Origin of the sequence: Alloalcanivorax marinus (genome assembly GCF_016785095.1) — a bacterium.
Lineage (GTDB): Bacteria > Pseudomonadota > Gammaproteobacteria > Pseudomonadales > Alcanivoracaceae > Alloalcanivorax > Alloalcanivorax marinus_A.
Genome location: NZ_JAEKJB010000003.1, coordinates 24,674 through 37,567, shown reverse-complemented (window position 1 = coordinate 37,567; position 12,894 = coordinate 24,674). Strand labels below are relative to the sequence as shown.

Here is a 12,894-nt window from a genome sequence, read left to right as displayed (position 1 = left end):
GCCCTCGGCGCCGCCATGCGCAAACTGGTGCACATCGCCTTCGGCGTACTGAATCGACAAACCCCATTCCAGACCCAACCCCTCGGGGGTTGAGTCCGGATAGGAGAGACGGTATCTACGCGCTCCTACAAGTCGCCGCTACGGCGGCCTAGGGGGCAGCGCCTCGCATGACCAGGCAAAACAAAACCCCCGGCCGTTTCCGGCGCGGGGGTTTTGTTTCAGCCTTGGCCGCGAACGGCCGACCAGCTTATTCAGCTTCGGCGGCTTCGCCTTCCGGGCGATCAACCAGCTCGACATACGCCATGGGGGCGTTGTCACCGGCACGATAACCCATCTTCAGGATCCGCAGGTAACCACCCGGGCGCGCCTTGTAGCGCGGACCCAGTTCGTTGAACAGTTTGCCAACCATTTCCTTCGACCGGGTACGGTCGAAAGCCAGTCGACGGTTGGCCACGGAGTCTTCCTTGGCCAGGGTGATCAGGGGCTCGGCCACCCGACGCAGTTCCTTGGCTTTGGGAAGCGTGGTCTTGATCGCTTCGTGTTCAAACAGCGACACCGCCATGTTGCGGAACATGGCCTGACGGTGTGAGCTGTTCCGATTCAGTTTTCTGCCGCTCTTGCGATGACGCATGGTTCTGTTCCTAAAATCGATTAACGCAACTTGGTGTTGAGCCGGTCATCATCCCGGAGGCTGACCGGCGGCCAGTTTTCCAGGCGCATGCCCAGCGACAGGCCTTTGGAAGCCAGCACGTCCTTGATCTCGGTGAGGGACTTCTTGCCCAGGTTCGGGGTCTTGAGAAGTTCCACCTCGGTACGCTGTACCAGGTCACCGATGTAGTAGATGTTCTCCGCCTTAAGGCAGTTGGCGGAACGGACGGTCAGTTCCAGATCGTCCACCGGACGCAGCAGGATCGGATCGATCTCCTCGCGTTCCTGCTTCGGCTCGGGCTTGGCATCCTGCTCCAGATCGACGAACACGGCGATCTGTTGCTGGAGAATCGTGGCCGCGCGGCGGATCGCTTCTTCCGGATCGATGGTGCCATCGGTTTCCAGATCGATCACCAGCTTGTCCAGGTCGGTACGCTGTTCCACCCGGGCGGCTTCCACCACATAAGCAACACGACGCACCGGGCTGTAGCTGGCGTCCAGCTGCAGGCGACCGATGCCGCGGGTCTCGTCATCGTCGCTCTGGCGGGTATCGGCGGCCTCGTAGCCGCGACCCTTGCGCACTTTCATGCGCATGCGCAGCTCGGTGTCCCCGGTAATGGTGCAGATCAGGTGGCCGGGGTTGACGATTTCAACGCTGTGATCGCGCTGAATGTCGTCGGCGGTCACGTCACCGGGGCCCTTCTTGACCAGTTCCAGGGTCGCCTCGTCGCGGTCCTCCATTTTCAGGGCCACGTTCTTCAGGTTGAGGAGAATGTTGATCACATCTTCCTGCACACCATCAATGGAGGAGTATTCGTGCTGTACGCCCTCGATCTCCACTTCGGTGATCGCGCACCCGGGCATGCTGGACAGCAGGATGCGGCGCAGCGCCGTGCCCAGAGTATGGCCAAAACCACGCTCCAGCGGCTCCAGTACGACCTTGGCGTGGGTCTCGCTGATCGCGTTGACCGCGATCGAGCGGGGCGTGAGAAATTCGTTCACGGCGGTCATAGAGATCCCTCAGGCAGTCCTTACTTGGAGTACAGCTCGACGATCAGGTTTTCGTTGATCTCAGCCGGCAGATCGATACGCTCCGGCCGGGCTTTGAACGTGCCCTCGAGCTTCTTCTCGTCCACTTCCACCCAGGTCGGGAAACCACGCTGCTGGGCCAGTTCCATGGCGTTCTTCACGCGCAGCTGGTTCTTGGCCTTTTCACGCACGGTGATCACGTCACCGGGTGCCACCTGGTAGGAGGCGATATTCACGCTACGACCGTTCACCAGGATCGCGCGGTGGGCGACCAGTTGGCGAGCCTCGGAGCGGGTGGCGCCGAAACCGAGCCGGTACACCACGTTGTCCAGACGGCCTTCCAGCAACTGCAGCAGGACCTCGCCGGTGGCGCCGCGGGAGCGGGCGGCTTTCTTGTAGTAGCCGCGGAACTGCTTCTCCAGCACGCCGTACATACGACGTACTTTCTGTTTTTCACGAAGCTGCACGCCGTAATCGGACAGACGGCCCGGACGGCGACCGCCGGCGGCCTGACCCGGGGGCTGTTCCGCCTTGCACTTGGACTCGAGCGGACGAATACCGCTCTTCAGGAACAGGTCGGTGCCTTCACGACGGGAAAGCTTGCACTTGGGACCGATGTATCTTGCCATCTTGCTCTATCTCCCGTTACACGCGGCGCTTCTTGGGCGGACGACAACCGTTATGCGGAATCGGCGTCACGTCCTGAATGTGGGTAATCTTGTAGCCACAGGCATTGAGCGCGCGAATAGAGGACTCGCGGCCCGGGCCGGGGCCCTTGACGCGCACTTCCAGGTTTTTCAGCCCGTAGTCCTTGGCGGCATTGCCCGCGTTTTCGGCGGCCACCTGGGCCGCGAACGGGGTGCTCTTACGTGAACCACGGAAGCCCGCACCACCGGAAGTCGCCCAGGACAGCGCGTTGCCCTGCCGGTCGGTGATGGTGATGATGGTGTTGTTGAAAGAAGCGTGTACATGCGCGATACCGTCCGCAACGGTCCGCGTTACCTTCTTCCGACGTGCGCCACTGTCTCTTTTCGCTTTAGCCATGTTGCTCAATCCAAATCAGGACTTACTTGCGGATCGGTTTCCGCGGGCCCTTGCGGGTCCGGGCATTGGTTTTGGTGCGCTGCCCGCGCAGGGGCAGGCTACGGCGATGACGGATGCCGCGATTGCAGCCCAGGTCCATCAAACGCTTGATGTTCATGTTGATTTCCCGGCGCAGATCGCCCTCCGTGGAAACCTTAGCCACTTCGGCGCGGATCGCGTCCAGCTGATCGCCGGACAGATCACGGACCTTCATGGTCGGCTCGATGCCGGTCTGCTCGCAAATCTTGCGGGCACTGGTGCGGCCAATCCCGAAAATATAGGTGAGGGAAATCACCGTATGCTTGTTGTCCGGGATGTTAACGCCTGCAATACGGGCCATCCGAATATCTCCGATTCACAACGCGGTGTGCCAGGCTCTGGCGCCGAAAGGCGGAAGAGTCTAGCGTCACACCGACTGAATTTCAACCAAATACCAGGAAAGAAGTTCTGTCCCGACAACGCCTTAGCCTTGGCGCTGCTTGTGCCGGGGCTCGGCACTGCAGATCACCATGACTCGACCCTTACGACGGATCACCTTGCAGTTGCGGCAGATCTTCTTCACAGAAGCCTGAACTTTCATCGCACTCGCCTCGTTTTACCTGTAGCCCGGGGGCCGTTAACGCACCAGACCGGTGCCGCCATACCCTTTCAGGTTGGCTTTCTTCATCAACTTCTCGTACTGGGTGGACATCAGGTGCGAATTGACCTGCGACCAGAAGTCCATCACCACCACGACCACGATCAGCAGCGAGGTGCCGCCCAGGTAGAAAGGCACGTTCCACACCGCCTGCAGGCCGAGGGGCAGCAGGCAGACCAGGGTCATATAGACCGCGCCTATCAGTGTGAGACGACCCATCACCGTATCAATATAACGGGCGGACTGCTCACCGGGGCGGATACCCGGGATATAGGCCCCGGATTTTTTCAGATTGTCCGCCACGTCCTTCGGGTTGAACACCAGCGCCGTGTAGAAGTAGCAGAAAAACACGATCGCCAAGGTGAACAACAAAATGTACAGCGGCGTACCAGGCAGCAGCGCATCGCTCACGGTGCGCAACGTCTGGCCCCACCAGGAGTCCGGATCACTGGTGCTGAACCACTGGCTGATGGACGCCGGGAACAGCAGGATCGAACTGGCGAAGATGGCCGGGATCACACCCGCCATGTTCACCTTCAGCGGCAGATGACTCTGCTGCGCCGCGTACACCCGGCGGCCTTGCTGGCGCCGCGCGTAGTTGACGGTGATACGTCGTTGGCCGCGCTCGACGAACACCACGCCGAAGATCACCGCCACCGCCACCAGGAACACCAGCAGCATGGCCAGCAGACTCAGGTCGCCCTGACGGGCGGACTCAAAGGTCTGCGCCACCGCGCCGGGCAACCCGGCCACGATGGAGGCGAAGATCAGCATGGAGATACCGTTGCCGATGCCGCGCTCGGTAATCTGCTCACCCAGCCACATCAGGAACACGGTACCGGTGACCAGCGTGCTCACCGCCACGAAGTAGAAACTCGCCACCTGAAGGGTAGTCGCCGCTTCCGGCAGCAGGGTAATACCCTGGCTCTTCAGCCCGGCAACCACCCCGGCCGACTGAATCACGCCCAGCAGCACCGTCAGATACCGGGTGTACTGGGTGATCTTGCGCCGGCCCTGCTCCCCTTCCTTGCGCAACTGCTCAAGGCTGGGAACCACGGCGCTCATCAACTGGACCACGATGCTCGCCGTGATATAGGGCATGATGCCAAGCGCGAAGATGCTCATGCGCTCCAGCGAACCGCCGGAGAACATGTTGAACAGGCCAAGAATGGTATCCCGGTTGTTGTTGAACATCTGTTGCAACGCATCCGGGTTCATCCCGGGTACCGGAATATGCGCACCGATACGGAACACCACCAGCGCACCGAGCAGAAACGCAATGCGACGACCCAACTCACGGGTGGCGCCGCCGGAGGCCCCGGTGCTGTTCTTCAAGGTCTGTGCACGGTTCTTGGCCATAACCCCGCCCCGTTACTCTTCGATTTTACCGCCGGCCTTTTCCACCGCTTCGCGGGCGCCTTTGGTGATCGCCACACCGCGCACGGTCACGGCCCGATCAATGCCGCCACGCAGCACGATCTTGGCGCGCTTCTTGTCCGAGCGGACCACGCCGGCTTTCTTCAGAGTGTCCAGGTCGACCACGTCGCCTTCCACCTTGGCCAGCTCCTCAAGACGCACCTCGGCGGTGGCCATGGCCAGCTTGGACGTAAAGCCGAACTTGGGCACACGGCGCTGCAGCGGCATTTGGCCGCCTTCGAAGCCAGGCTTCACGGTGCCGCCGGAGCGGGATTTCTGGCCTTTATGACCACGACCACCGGTCTTGCCCAGGCCAGAGCCGATACCACGGCCTACCCGCTTTTCTTCCGGACGGGAACCGTCGGCCGGATGCAGATCATTCAGACGCATCGCTTATTCTCCCTCTACCCGTACCATGTACGCGACCTTGTTGATCATGCCGCGCACCGCAGGCGTATCTTCAACTTCCACGGTGTGACCGATGCGGCGCAGCCCGAGACCGCGCACACAGGCCTTGTGGCCTTCGAGCCGACCGTTGGTGCTTTTAACCTGGGTTACTTTGATCTTGTCAGCCATGTTTAAGCTTCCGTCTGTGTGCGCTTAGCCGAGAATCTCTTCAACGGACTTGCCACGCTTGGCCGCCACGGATTCCGGGGAGGACATTTGCTTGAGCCCGTTGAAAGTGGCTCGCACCACGTTCACCGGATTGGTGGAGCCATAGCACTTGGCCAGCACGTTCTGTACGCCGGCCACTTCCAGCACGGCGCGCATGGCACCGCCGGCGATCACGCCGGTACCGTCATCGGCCGGCTGCATGTACACCTTGGAGGCGCCATGGTTGGCCTTGATCGGGTGCTGGATGGTGGTGCCTTTCAGGTCCACCTGAATCATGTTGCGACGGGCGGCTTCCAGAGCTTTCTGGATAGCGGCCGGCACTTCACGCGCCTTGCCGCGGCCGAAGCCCACTTTACCCTTGCCGTCGCCTACCACGGTCAGCGCGGTGAAGCCGAAAATACGGCCGCCTTTTACTACCTTGGCGACCCGGTTCACTTGAACCAGCTTCTCCTGGAGACCTTCGTTGGGATCAACTTTCGCCATAACCAAGCACCCTTAGAATTCAAGCCCGTTTTCGCGCGCGGCATCCGCCAGCGCCTTGATACGACCGTGGTAACGGAAACCGGAACGGTCAAAGGCGACGCGCTCGATGCCCGCCTCTTTGGCGCGCTTCGCGATCAGTTCGCCCACTTTGGCGGCGGCGTCGGCATTGCCGGTCGTGCCGCCACGCAGGTCCTTTTCCACCGTGCTCGCCGTAACCAGAACCTGGTCACCGGCCGCGCTGGTGATCTGTGCATAGATGTGGCGCGGGGTGCGATGTACGGACAGACGGATCTGGCCGGACTCGCGAATGCTCAAGCGAGTACGTTTGGCCCTGCGCAGACGTGCAACTTTCTTGTCCATCATGGCTCTAGTCTCAACGATTATTTCTTCTTGGCTTCCTTACGGCGCACCTGCTCATCGGCATAGCGCACCCCCTTGCCTTTGTAGGGCTCGGGCGGACGGAAACCACGGACATTGGCGGCAACTTGACCGACCAGCTGCTTATCAATGCCCTTGATGACAATTTCGGTCTGGGTCGGAGTCTCGATGGTGATGCCCTCGGGCAACTGATACGCCACCGGATGGGAGAAGCCCAGCGTCAGGTTCAGGACCTTGCCCTGAGCCTGGGCGCGATAGCCCACGCCGTTGAGGACCAGCTTGCGCTCGAAGCCCTCGGACACACCGGTGACCATATTATTGACCACGGCCCGGGTGGTGCCGGCCAGTGCCCAGGCTTCCTGGGATTCCTCGCGCGGCTTGACGGTGAATACACCGTCGTCCAAAGACACTTCCACCAGTTCGTGTACTTCGTGCTCCAGATTGCCCTTGCTGCCCTTAACGGACACCTTGGCGCCGTCGATTTTCAGCTCGACGCCGCTGGGCAGTTTAACCGGATTCTTCGCTACTCTAGACATTGTTGCACCTAAACCCGTCTACACCGCTCACCGTCAGGACACTTCGCAGATCAGCTCGCCGCCAACGTTGGCCTGGCGCGCCGCGCGATCGGAAATGATGCCCTGGTTGGTGGACACGACCATCACACCCAGGCCGCCCTTAACCTTGGGAATCTGGCCGGCGTTTTTGTACACACGCAGGCCGGGGCGGCTTACCCGGGCGATCTTCTCGATCACCGGTTGGCCCTCGAAATACCGAAGCTCCACGGTCAGGGTCGGCTTTTTCTCACCGTCCACCGAGAAACCTTCGATGTAACCTTCTTCCTTCAGTACCTTGGCAATGGCCTCTTTGGTCTTGGAAGAGGGGATATCCACCTTGCTCTTCCGGGCCATTTGCGCATTGCGGATACGGGTAAACATATCCGCCAGGGTATCTTGCATGCTCATGCCGCAATCGCTCCGCTATAACTCGATTACCAGCTGGATTTAACCAGGCCGGGAACATCGCCGCGCATCGCCGCTTCACGCAGCTTGATACGGCTCAAACCAAACTTCCGGTAGTAACCGTGCGGACGACCGGTGATCCGGCAGCGATTACGCTGGCGTACCGGAGAAGAATCGCGCGGCAGTTTCTGCAGCTGCATCTGGGCATCCCACTTCGCCTCGGGTTCGGCGCTGGGATCCTGGATGATTGCTTTCAGCGCTTCGCGCTTGGCGGCGTAACGCTGAACCAGCTTGGCGCGCTTCGCCTCCCGATTTTTCATAGAGACCTTTGCCATGACAAATCCTCTCAGCCCTTCAGCGGGAAGTTGAAGGCGCGCAGCAGCGCGCGTGCTTCGTCGTCGGTCTTGGCCGTGGTGGTGATGGTGATATCCAGACCACGCAGCTTGTCGACCTTGTCGAAATCAATTTCCGGGAACACGATCTGCTCGCGCAGGCCCATGGAATAGTTACCCCGGCCGTCAAAGGACTTGGGGTTGAGACCACGGAAGTCGCGTACTCGCGGAATCGCCACGGATACCAGGCGATCCAGGAATTCGTACATGCGACGGTTGCGCAGCGTCACCTTGCAGCCGATCGGCCAGCCTTCACGGATCTTGAAACCCGCGACGGACTTACGCGCCTTGGTGATCAGCGGCTTCTGGCCGGCGATCGCGGTCATGTCGGACAGGGCACCTTCGATGGCCTTACGGTCCTGGGCCGCTTCACCAACACCCATATTCAGGGTGATCTTGGTGATTTTCGGCACTTCCATGACGTTCTCGTAGCCGAGTTGCTCCTTGAGCTTCGGCACGATCTCTTCGTTGTAAACCTTCTTCAGATCACTCATGGTTCACCTGTCCTCACGCGTCCAGCGGTTCGCCGTTGGACTTGAAGAAACGTACCTTGCGGCCGTCCTCGACGCGGAAGCCGACACGATCGGCTTTCTCCGCCTTGGCATTCCAGATGGCCACATTGGAAGCGTCGATACCGGCTTCCTGTTCCACGATGCCACCCTGGATTCCGCGGTTCGGATTGGCGCGCACGTGTTTCTTCACCACGTTCACTCCGGCCACGATCAGGCGGCCGTTGGGCAGCACACGCTGTACCTTGCCGCGCTTACCCTTGTCCTTGCCCGCGATTACGATGACTTCATCATCACGCTTGATCTTGAGCATTGCCTTCACCCGCCTTTAAAGAACTTCCGGTGCCAGTGAGATGATTTTCATGAACTGCTCGGTCCGCAGCTCACGGGTCACCGGTCCGAAGATCCGGGTACCTACCGGCGCCTTGTTGTTGCCCAACAGCACGGCGGCGTTTTCATCAAAACGGATCACGGAGCCGTCCGGACGACGCACGCCGCGACGGGTGCGTACCACCACCGCCGTCATCACGTCGCCTTTCTTGACGCGGCCGCGCGGAATCGCTTCCTTTACTGTGACCTTGATGATGTCACCAATGCCTGCATAGCGGCGGTGGGAACCACCCAGCACCTTGATGCACTGCACTCGACGCGCGCCGCTGTTATCGGCGACTTCGAGCATGGTTTCGGTCTGAATCATCGCTTACTCTCTCCAACTCCTGCCCTGCAGGCAGCCACAGCAACGTCGGTCAGACCTTGTTGGTCTGCTCCACCACGTTTACCAGCATCCAGGTTTTACGCTTGGACAACGGACGGCATTCCTCGATCGTCACCAGGTCGCCTTCGTTGCACTGATTCTGTTCATCGTGCGCCACCAACTTGGTGGAGCGCTTGATGATCTTGCCGTAAATAGGGTGCTGAACCCGGCGCTCAACCAACACGGTGATCGTTTTGTCACCCTTGTTGGAAATCACCTTGCCGGTAGCGGTCCGGCGCAGTTTCTCTTTCGCCTCTGCCATGACTAGTTACCCTGCTTCTCTCTCAGAATGGTTTTTACCCGTGCAATATCACGGCGAACCTTCCCAAGCTTATGGGTTTGTGAAAGCTGCCCGGATGCCAGTTGCATGCGCTGCTTGAACTGCTCTTCAAGCAACTCGAGCTGGTGACTCTGCAGCTCCTCAACACTCTTATCTCTCAGTTCACTCGCTTTCATGGCTTACATCACCGTCCGAGTAACAACGCGGGTGCTGATCGGCAGCTTGGCCGCGGCGAGACGAAACGCTTCACGCGCCACGTCTTCTGAAACACCTTCCATTTCGTAGAGCATGCGACCCGGCTGAATCTGGGCCACCCAGTACTCCACGTTACCCTTACCCTTACCCATCCGAACCTCGAGAGGCTTCTGGGTAATCGGCTTGTCGGGAAAGACACGAATCCAGATTTTACCGCCACGCTTGATGTGACGGGTCATGGCACGACGGGCGGCTTCGATCTGGCGAGCCGTGATCCGGCCGCGACCGGTGGCCTGCAGGCCAACGGTGCCGAATGACACCTTGCTGCCCCGCTGTGCCAGGCCGCGGTTACGGCCCTTCTGAATTTTCCGGAATTTGGTACGCTTCGGCTGCAACATCGTTAGTTACCCTTTAACCACGGCCGCGCTTCTTAGCGCCCTTGGCCTGCTGCTTCTGCTCTTCCTGAATCTGCTCCATGCCACCCAGCACTTCACCGCGGAAGATCCAGACCTTGACGCCGATGGTGCCGTAAGTGGTCTCGGCACGTACGCTGGCGTAATCGATATCGGCACGCAGCGTGTGCAGAGGCACCCGGCCTTCACGGTACCATTCGGTACGTGCGATCTCGGCACCGCCCAGACGACCGGACAGCTGCACCCGAACGCCTTCCGCGCCGGCCTTCATGGCGTTTTGCACGGCCCGCTTCATCGCGCGGCGGAACATCACCCGGCGCTCAAGCTGACCGGCGATGTTATCGCCAACCAGACGCGCATCCAGATCGGGCTTGCGCACTTCCTCGATGTTGATGTGCACCGGCACGCCCATTTTGGCGGCCACATCGCGGCGCAGGCGTTCCACATCCTCGCCCTTTTTACCGATCACGATGCCGGGACGCGCGGTGGAGATGGTGATACGAACGTTCTCGGAAGGACGTTCGATCTTCACCCGGCTCACGGACGCGTTCTTCAGCCGCTTGAACAGGTAGTCACGGACCTGCAGGTCGGTAACCAGGCAGTCGGAATAGGTTTTCGGCCCGGCATACCAGAGGGAGTTGTGCTCCTTGACAATGCCCAGGCGGATACCGATCGGATGAACTTTCTGACCCATCTGGTTACTCCTGACCTTCCGAGACTTTCACAGTAATGTGGCACGTACGCTTGAGAATGCGATCGGCGCGGCCTTTGGCGCGCGGACGGATACGCTTCATCGTCATGCCTTCATCCACGAAGATCGTGGATACCTTCAGCTCATCCACATCGGCGCCCTCGTTGTTTTCCGCGTTGGCAATCGCGGACTCGAGCACCTTCTTCACAATGCGGGCCGCCTTCTTGGGGCTGAAGGCGAGAACATTCAACGCCTTCTCCACCTCGAGACCGCGGATCTGGTCAGCCACCAGCCGGGCCTTTTGAGCCGAAATTCTTGCGCCCCGCAGACGGGCTGCAACTTCAGTCGCCATGGCTGTCACCTTATCGCTTAGCCTTCTTGTCCACGATGTGCCCGCGGTAGGTGCGGGTCAGGGCGAATTCGCCCAGCTTGTGGCCCACCATGTGCTCGGTGATCAGTACCGGAACATGCTGACGGCCGTTATGCACCGCGATGGTCAAACCCACCATCTCCGGGATGATCATGGAGCGACGGGACCAGGTTTTGATCGGCTTGCGGGAGCCGGCTTCCACCGCTTCTTCCACCTTCTTGAGCAGGTGGTGATCCAGAAACGGACCTTTCTTCAGTGAACGTGGCACAGCCTGAACCTCTCTCTATCCCTTACTTACGACGGTCGCGCACAATCATCTTGGAGGTGCGCTTGTTGGTACGCGTTTTGTGGCCCTTGGTGGGCACGCCCCAGGGGGTAACCGGGTGACGACCACCAGAAGTGCGGCCTTCACCACCACCATGGGGGTGATCCACCGGGTTCATCGCCACACCGCGTACGGTCGGACGAACACCCCGCCAGCGCTTGGCGCCAGCTTTACCCAGCGAGCGCAAGCTGTGCTCACTGTTGGAGACTTCGCCGATGGTGGCCTTACACTCGGCGCTCACCTTACGCATCTCGCCGGAGCGAAGACGCAGGGTCACGTAACCACCATCCTTTGCCAGAACCTGCGCGGAAGTACCTGCGGAACGCGCCAGCTGACCACCCTTGCCAGGCTTCATTTCCACGTTGTGCACGGTGGAACCCAGCGGGATGTTACGCAGCGGCAGCGCATTGCCAACCTTGATCGGCGCATCCTCGCCAGCCTGGACGCGATCACCGGCCTTGAGGGCCTTGGGCGCCAGGATGTAGCGACGCTCGCCATCCAGGTATTTGACCAGTGCGATGTGGGCGGAGCGGTTCGGATCATACTCAACCCGCTCGATCACGCCGACCACGCTTTCCTTGTCACGACGAAAATCGACGCGACGGTACTTCTGCTTGTGACCACCGCCCTTGTGGCGGGTGGTGATGCGGCCGTTGTTATTCCGACCGCCACTCTTGCTCTTTGCTTCCAGCAGCGGCGCGTAGGGAGCCCCTTTGTAGAGCTCCGCGTTCACCACCTTGACGACAAAGCGGCGGCCCGGGGAAGTCGGCTTGGTTTTTACAATCGCCATGATTCCTTACTCCCTTACCTTACTCTGCGCCCAGGAAGTCGATGTCCTGACCTTCGGCCAGAGAGACATAGGCTTTTTTCCAGCCCGCGCGTTTGCCGGCGACCCGACCGAAGAACTTCTGCTTGCCCTTCACGTTGCTGGTGCGAACGGATTGCACCTTGACGTCGAATAGGCTTTCCACTGCCTTCTTGATCTCCAGCTTGTTGGCATCCTTCGCGACCTTGAATACGAAGGCGTTGCCCTGATCGGCCACCAGGGTGGCTTTCTCGGAGATGTGCGGCGCGAGAAGGACGTTAAAAATACGTTCTTTGTTCATGCCAGCGCCTCCTCAAGCTGTTTCAGAGCCGGCACGGTGATCAGCACTTTCTCGAAGGCGATCAGACTGACCGGATCCACGCCCTTGGCGTCGCGAATGTCCACCTTGGGCAGATTGCGCGCCGCCAGGTAGAGGTTCTCATCCACGTCACTGGTAACGATCAGCGCGCTGCTCAGAGACAGATCCTTCAGCTTGGTGGCCACCGCCTTGGTTTTCGGCTCGTCGACGGAAAACTCATCGACCACCACCAGACGCTCCTGACGCACCAGCTCGGACAGGATGCAGCGCAGCGCGCCACGGTACATTTTGCGATTTACTTTCTGGGAGAAATCGCGGGGCTCGGCGGCGAACGTCTTACCGCCGCCACGCCACAGCGGGCTGCGGATGGTACCCGCGCGAGCCCGACCGGTTCCTTTTTGCCGCCAAGGCTTACGACCACCGCCCGCTACCGCGGCGCGATTTTTCTGAGCCTTGGAACCCTGACGGGCACCGGCCAGAAAAGCGGTCACAACCTGATGAACCAGAGGCTCGTTGAAGTCCTTGCCGAAGGCGACTTCGGAAACGGTTACGGTACCTCCAGAGGCAGTATTGAGATTCATCCTCTATTCCTC

General features: G+C 60.2%; 26 protein-coding genes. All 26 read right to left on the bottom strand.

All coding sequences use genetic code 11. The annotated features are described in order from the left end of the window. Nucleotides 1-247: 247 nt before the first annotated feature. Nucleotides 248-631, bottom strand: a complete 384-nt coding sequence (rplQ, locus tag JF515_RS04690) for a 50S ribosomal protein L17 (protein ID WP_161385842.1) — start codon at nucleotides 629-631, stop codon at nucleotides 248-250. Between the two features lie 20 nt (nucleotides 632-651). After that, on the bottom strand, nucleotides 652-1,659 hold the full coding sequence (locus JF515_RS04685) for a DNA-directed RNA polymerase subunit alpha (RefSeq protein WP_203101500.1): 1,008 nt from the start codon (nucleotides 1,657-1,659) through the stop codon (nucleotides 652-654). A 20-nt stretch (nucleotides 1,660-1,679) separates the two neighbouring features. Then, a complete protein-coding gene (rpsD, locus tag JF515_RS04680) occupies nucleotides 1,680-2,306 on the bottom strand; it encodes a 30S ribosomal protein S4 (protein ID WP_161385840.1) in 627 nt (208 codons plus the stop codon). Nucleotides 2,307-2,322: 16 nt separating this feature from the next. Next, nucleotides 2,323-2,721 carry a 30S ribosomal protein S11 gene (gene rpsK / locus JF515_RS04675; RefSeq protein ID WP_014996090.1) on the bottom strand — a complete coding sequence of 133 codons (399 nt, stop codon included), beginning with the start codon at nucleotides 2,719-2,721 and terminating at the stop codon, nucleotides 2,323-2,325. Between the two features lie 22 nt (nucleotides 2,722-2,743). After that, the gene (gene rpsM, locus JF515_RS04670; protein WP_161385839.1) at nucleotides 2,744-3,100 is read right to left on the bottom strand and encodes a 30S ribosomal protein S13; all 357 of its coding nucleotides are present in this window, start codon (nucleotides 3,098-3,100) and stop codon (nucleotides 2,744-2,746) included. Between the two features lie 123 nt (nucleotides 3,101-3,223). Then, entirely contained in the window at nucleotides 3,224-3,340 is a 117-nt protein-coding gene (rpmJ, locus tag JF515_RS04665) for a 50S ribosomal protein L36 (protein WP_008928865.1), read from the bottom strand. A gap of 36 nt (nucleotides 3,341-3,376) precedes the next feature. Beyond that, nucleotides 3,377-4,756 (bottom strand): preprotein translocase subunit SecY, encoded by a 1,380-nt coding sequence (secY, locus tag JF515_RS04660; protein ID WP_203101499.1) that lies wholly within the window; start codon nucleotides 4,754-4,756, stop codon nucleotides 3,377-3,379. Nucleotides 4,757-4,768: 12 nt separating this feature from the next. Further along, nucleotides 4,769-5,203, bottom strand: a complete 435-nt coding sequence (rplO, locus tag JF515_RS04655; RefSeq protein ID WP_203101498.1) for a 50S ribosomal protein L15 — start codon at nucleotides 5,201-5,203, stop codon at nucleotides 4,769-4,771. Nucleotides 5,204-5,206: 3 nt separating this feature from the next. Continuing rightward, on the bottom strand, nucleotides 5,207-5,389 hold the full coding sequence (rpmD, locus tag JF515_RS04650; protein ID WP_203101496.1) for a 50S ribosomal protein L30: 183 nt from the start codon (nucleotides 5,387-5,389) through the stop codon (nucleotides 5,207-5,209). 24 nt (nucleotides 5,390-5,413) lie between these two features. After that, nucleotides 5,414-5,911 (bottom strand): 30S ribosomal protein S5, encoded by a 498-nt coding sequence (gene rpsE / locus JF515_RS04645; RefSeq protein WP_161385836.1) that lies wholly within the window; start codon nucleotides 5,909-5,911, stop codon nucleotides 5,414-5,416. 12 nt (nucleotides 5,912-5,923) lie between these two features. Further along, nucleotides 5,924-6,274, bottom strand: coding sequence for a 50S ribosomal protein L18 (rplR, locus tag JF515_RS04640; protein ID WP_203101494.1), 351 nt, complete (start codon nucleotides 6,272-6,274; stop codon nucleotides 5,924-5,926). A 17-nt stretch (nucleotides 6,275-6,291) separates the two neighbouring features. After that, a complete protein-coding gene (gene rplF / locus JF515_RS04635; protein ID WP_203101492.1) occupies nucleotides 6,292-6,825 on the bottom strand; it encodes a 50S ribosomal protein L6 in 534 nt (177 codons plus the stop codon). 33 nt (nucleotides 6,826-6,858) lie between these two features. Beyond that, the gene (rpsH, locus tag JF515_RS04630) at nucleotides 6,859-7,251 is read right to left on the bottom strand and encodes a 30S ribosomal protein S8 (RefSeq protein WP_203101490.1); all 393 of its coding nucleotides are present in this window, start codon (nucleotides 7,249-7,251) and stop codon (nucleotides 6,859-6,861) included. Nucleotides 7,252-7,277: 26 nt separating this feature from the next. Then, on the bottom strand, nucleotides 7,278-7,583 hold the full coding sequence (gene rpsN / locus JF515_RS04625; RefSeq protein ID WP_203101489.1) for a 30S ribosomal protein S14: 306 nt from the start codon (nucleotides 7,581-7,583) through the stop codon (nucleotides 7,278-7,280). A gap of 11 nt (nucleotides 7,584-7,594) precedes the next feature. Next, nucleotides 7,595-8,134, bottom strand: coding sequence for a 50S ribosomal protein L5 (rplE, locus tag JF515_RS04620; protein ID WP_203101486.1), 540 nt, complete (start codon nucleotides 8,132-8,134; stop codon nucleotides 7,595-7,597). A gap of 13 nt (nucleotides 8,135-8,147) precedes the next feature. Next, on the bottom strand, nucleotides 8,148-8,462 hold the full coding sequence (rplX, locus tag JF515_RS04615; protein ID WP_203101483.1) for a 50S ribosomal protein L24: 315 nt from the start codon (nucleotides 8,460-8,462) through the stop codon (nucleotides 8,148-8,150). Nucleotides 8,463-8,477: 15 nt separating this feature from the next. Next, nucleotides 8,478-8,846: a 50S ribosomal protein L14 gene (rplN, locus tag JF515_RS04610; RefSeq protein WP_138770784.1), complete on the bottom strand. Its 369-nt coding sequence runs from the start codon at nucleotides 8,844-8,846 to the stop codon at nucleotides 8,478-8,480. Nucleotides 8,847-8,895: 49 nt separating this feature from the next. After that, complete coding sequence (gene rpsQ / locus JF515_RS04605; RefSeq protein ID WP_161385830.1) at nucleotides 8,896-9,165, bottom strand: 30S ribosomal protein S17; 270 nt, start codon at nucleotides 9,163-9,165, stop codon at nucleotides 8,896-8,898. Between the two features lie 2 nt (nucleotides 9,166-9,167). Continuing rightward, nucleotides 9,168-9,359, bottom strand: coding sequence for a 50S ribosomal protein L29 (rpmC, locus tag JF515_RS04600; RefSeq protein ID WP_203101481.1), 192 nt, complete (start codon nucleotides 9,357-9,359; stop codon nucleotides 9,168-9,170). A gap of 3 nt (nucleotides 9,360-9,362) precedes the next feature. Further along, the gene (rplP, locus tag JF515_RS04595) at nucleotides 9,363-9,776 is read right to left on the bottom strand and encodes a 50S ribosomal protein L16 (protein WP_203101479.1); all 414 of its coding nucleotides are present in this window, start codon (nucleotides 9,774-9,776) and stop codon (nucleotides 9,363-9,365) included. A gap of 13 nt (nucleotides 9,777-9,789) precedes the next feature. Continuing rightward, on the bottom strand, nucleotides 9,790-10,485 hold the full coding sequence (rpsC, locus tag JF515_RS04590; RefSeq protein WP_203101471.1) for a 30S ribosomal protein S3: 696 nt from the start codon (nucleotides 10,483-10,485) through the stop codon (nucleotides 9,790-9,792). 4 nt (nucleotides 10,486-10,489) lie between these two features. Next, the gene (gene rplV / locus JF515_RS04585; protein WP_161385826.1) at nucleotides 10,490-10,834 is read right to left on the bottom strand and encodes a 50S ribosomal protein L22; all 345 of its coding nucleotides are present in this window, start codon (nucleotides 10,832-10,834) and stop codon (nucleotides 10,490-10,492) included. A gap of 10 nt (nucleotides 10,835-10,844) precedes the next feature. Continuing rightward, a complete protein-coding gene (gene rpsS / locus JF515_RS04580) occupies nucleotides 10,845-11,120 on the bottom strand; it encodes a 30S ribosomal protein S19 (RefSeq protein WP_067612803.1) in 276 nt (91 codons plus the stop codon). A gap of 22 nt (nucleotides 11,121-11,142) precedes the next feature. Beyond that, nucleotides 11,143-11,967 carry a 50S ribosomal protein L2 gene (gene rplB, locus JF515_RS04575; protein WP_203101469.1) on the bottom strand — a complete coding sequence of 275 codons (825 nt, stop codon included), beginning with the start codon at nucleotides 11,965-11,967 and terminating at the stop codon, nucleotides 11,143-11,145. A 19-nt stretch (nucleotides 11,968-11,986) separates the two neighbouring features. Then, on the bottom strand, nucleotides 11,987-12,283 hold the full coding sequence (gene rplW / locus JF515_RS04570) for a 50S ribosomal protein L23 (protein WP_203101467.1): 297 nt from the start codon (nucleotides 12,281-12,283) through the stop codon (nucleotides 11,987-11,989). After that, entirely contained in the window at nucleotides 12,280-12,882 is a 603-nt protein-coding gene (rplD, locus tag JF515_RS04565; RefSeq protein WP_203101465.1) for a 50S ribosomal protein L4, read from the bottom strand. Before rplD ends, rplW begins: the two co-directional genes overlap by 4 nt. Between the last annotated feature and the right edge of the window lie 12 nt (nucleotides 12,883-12,894).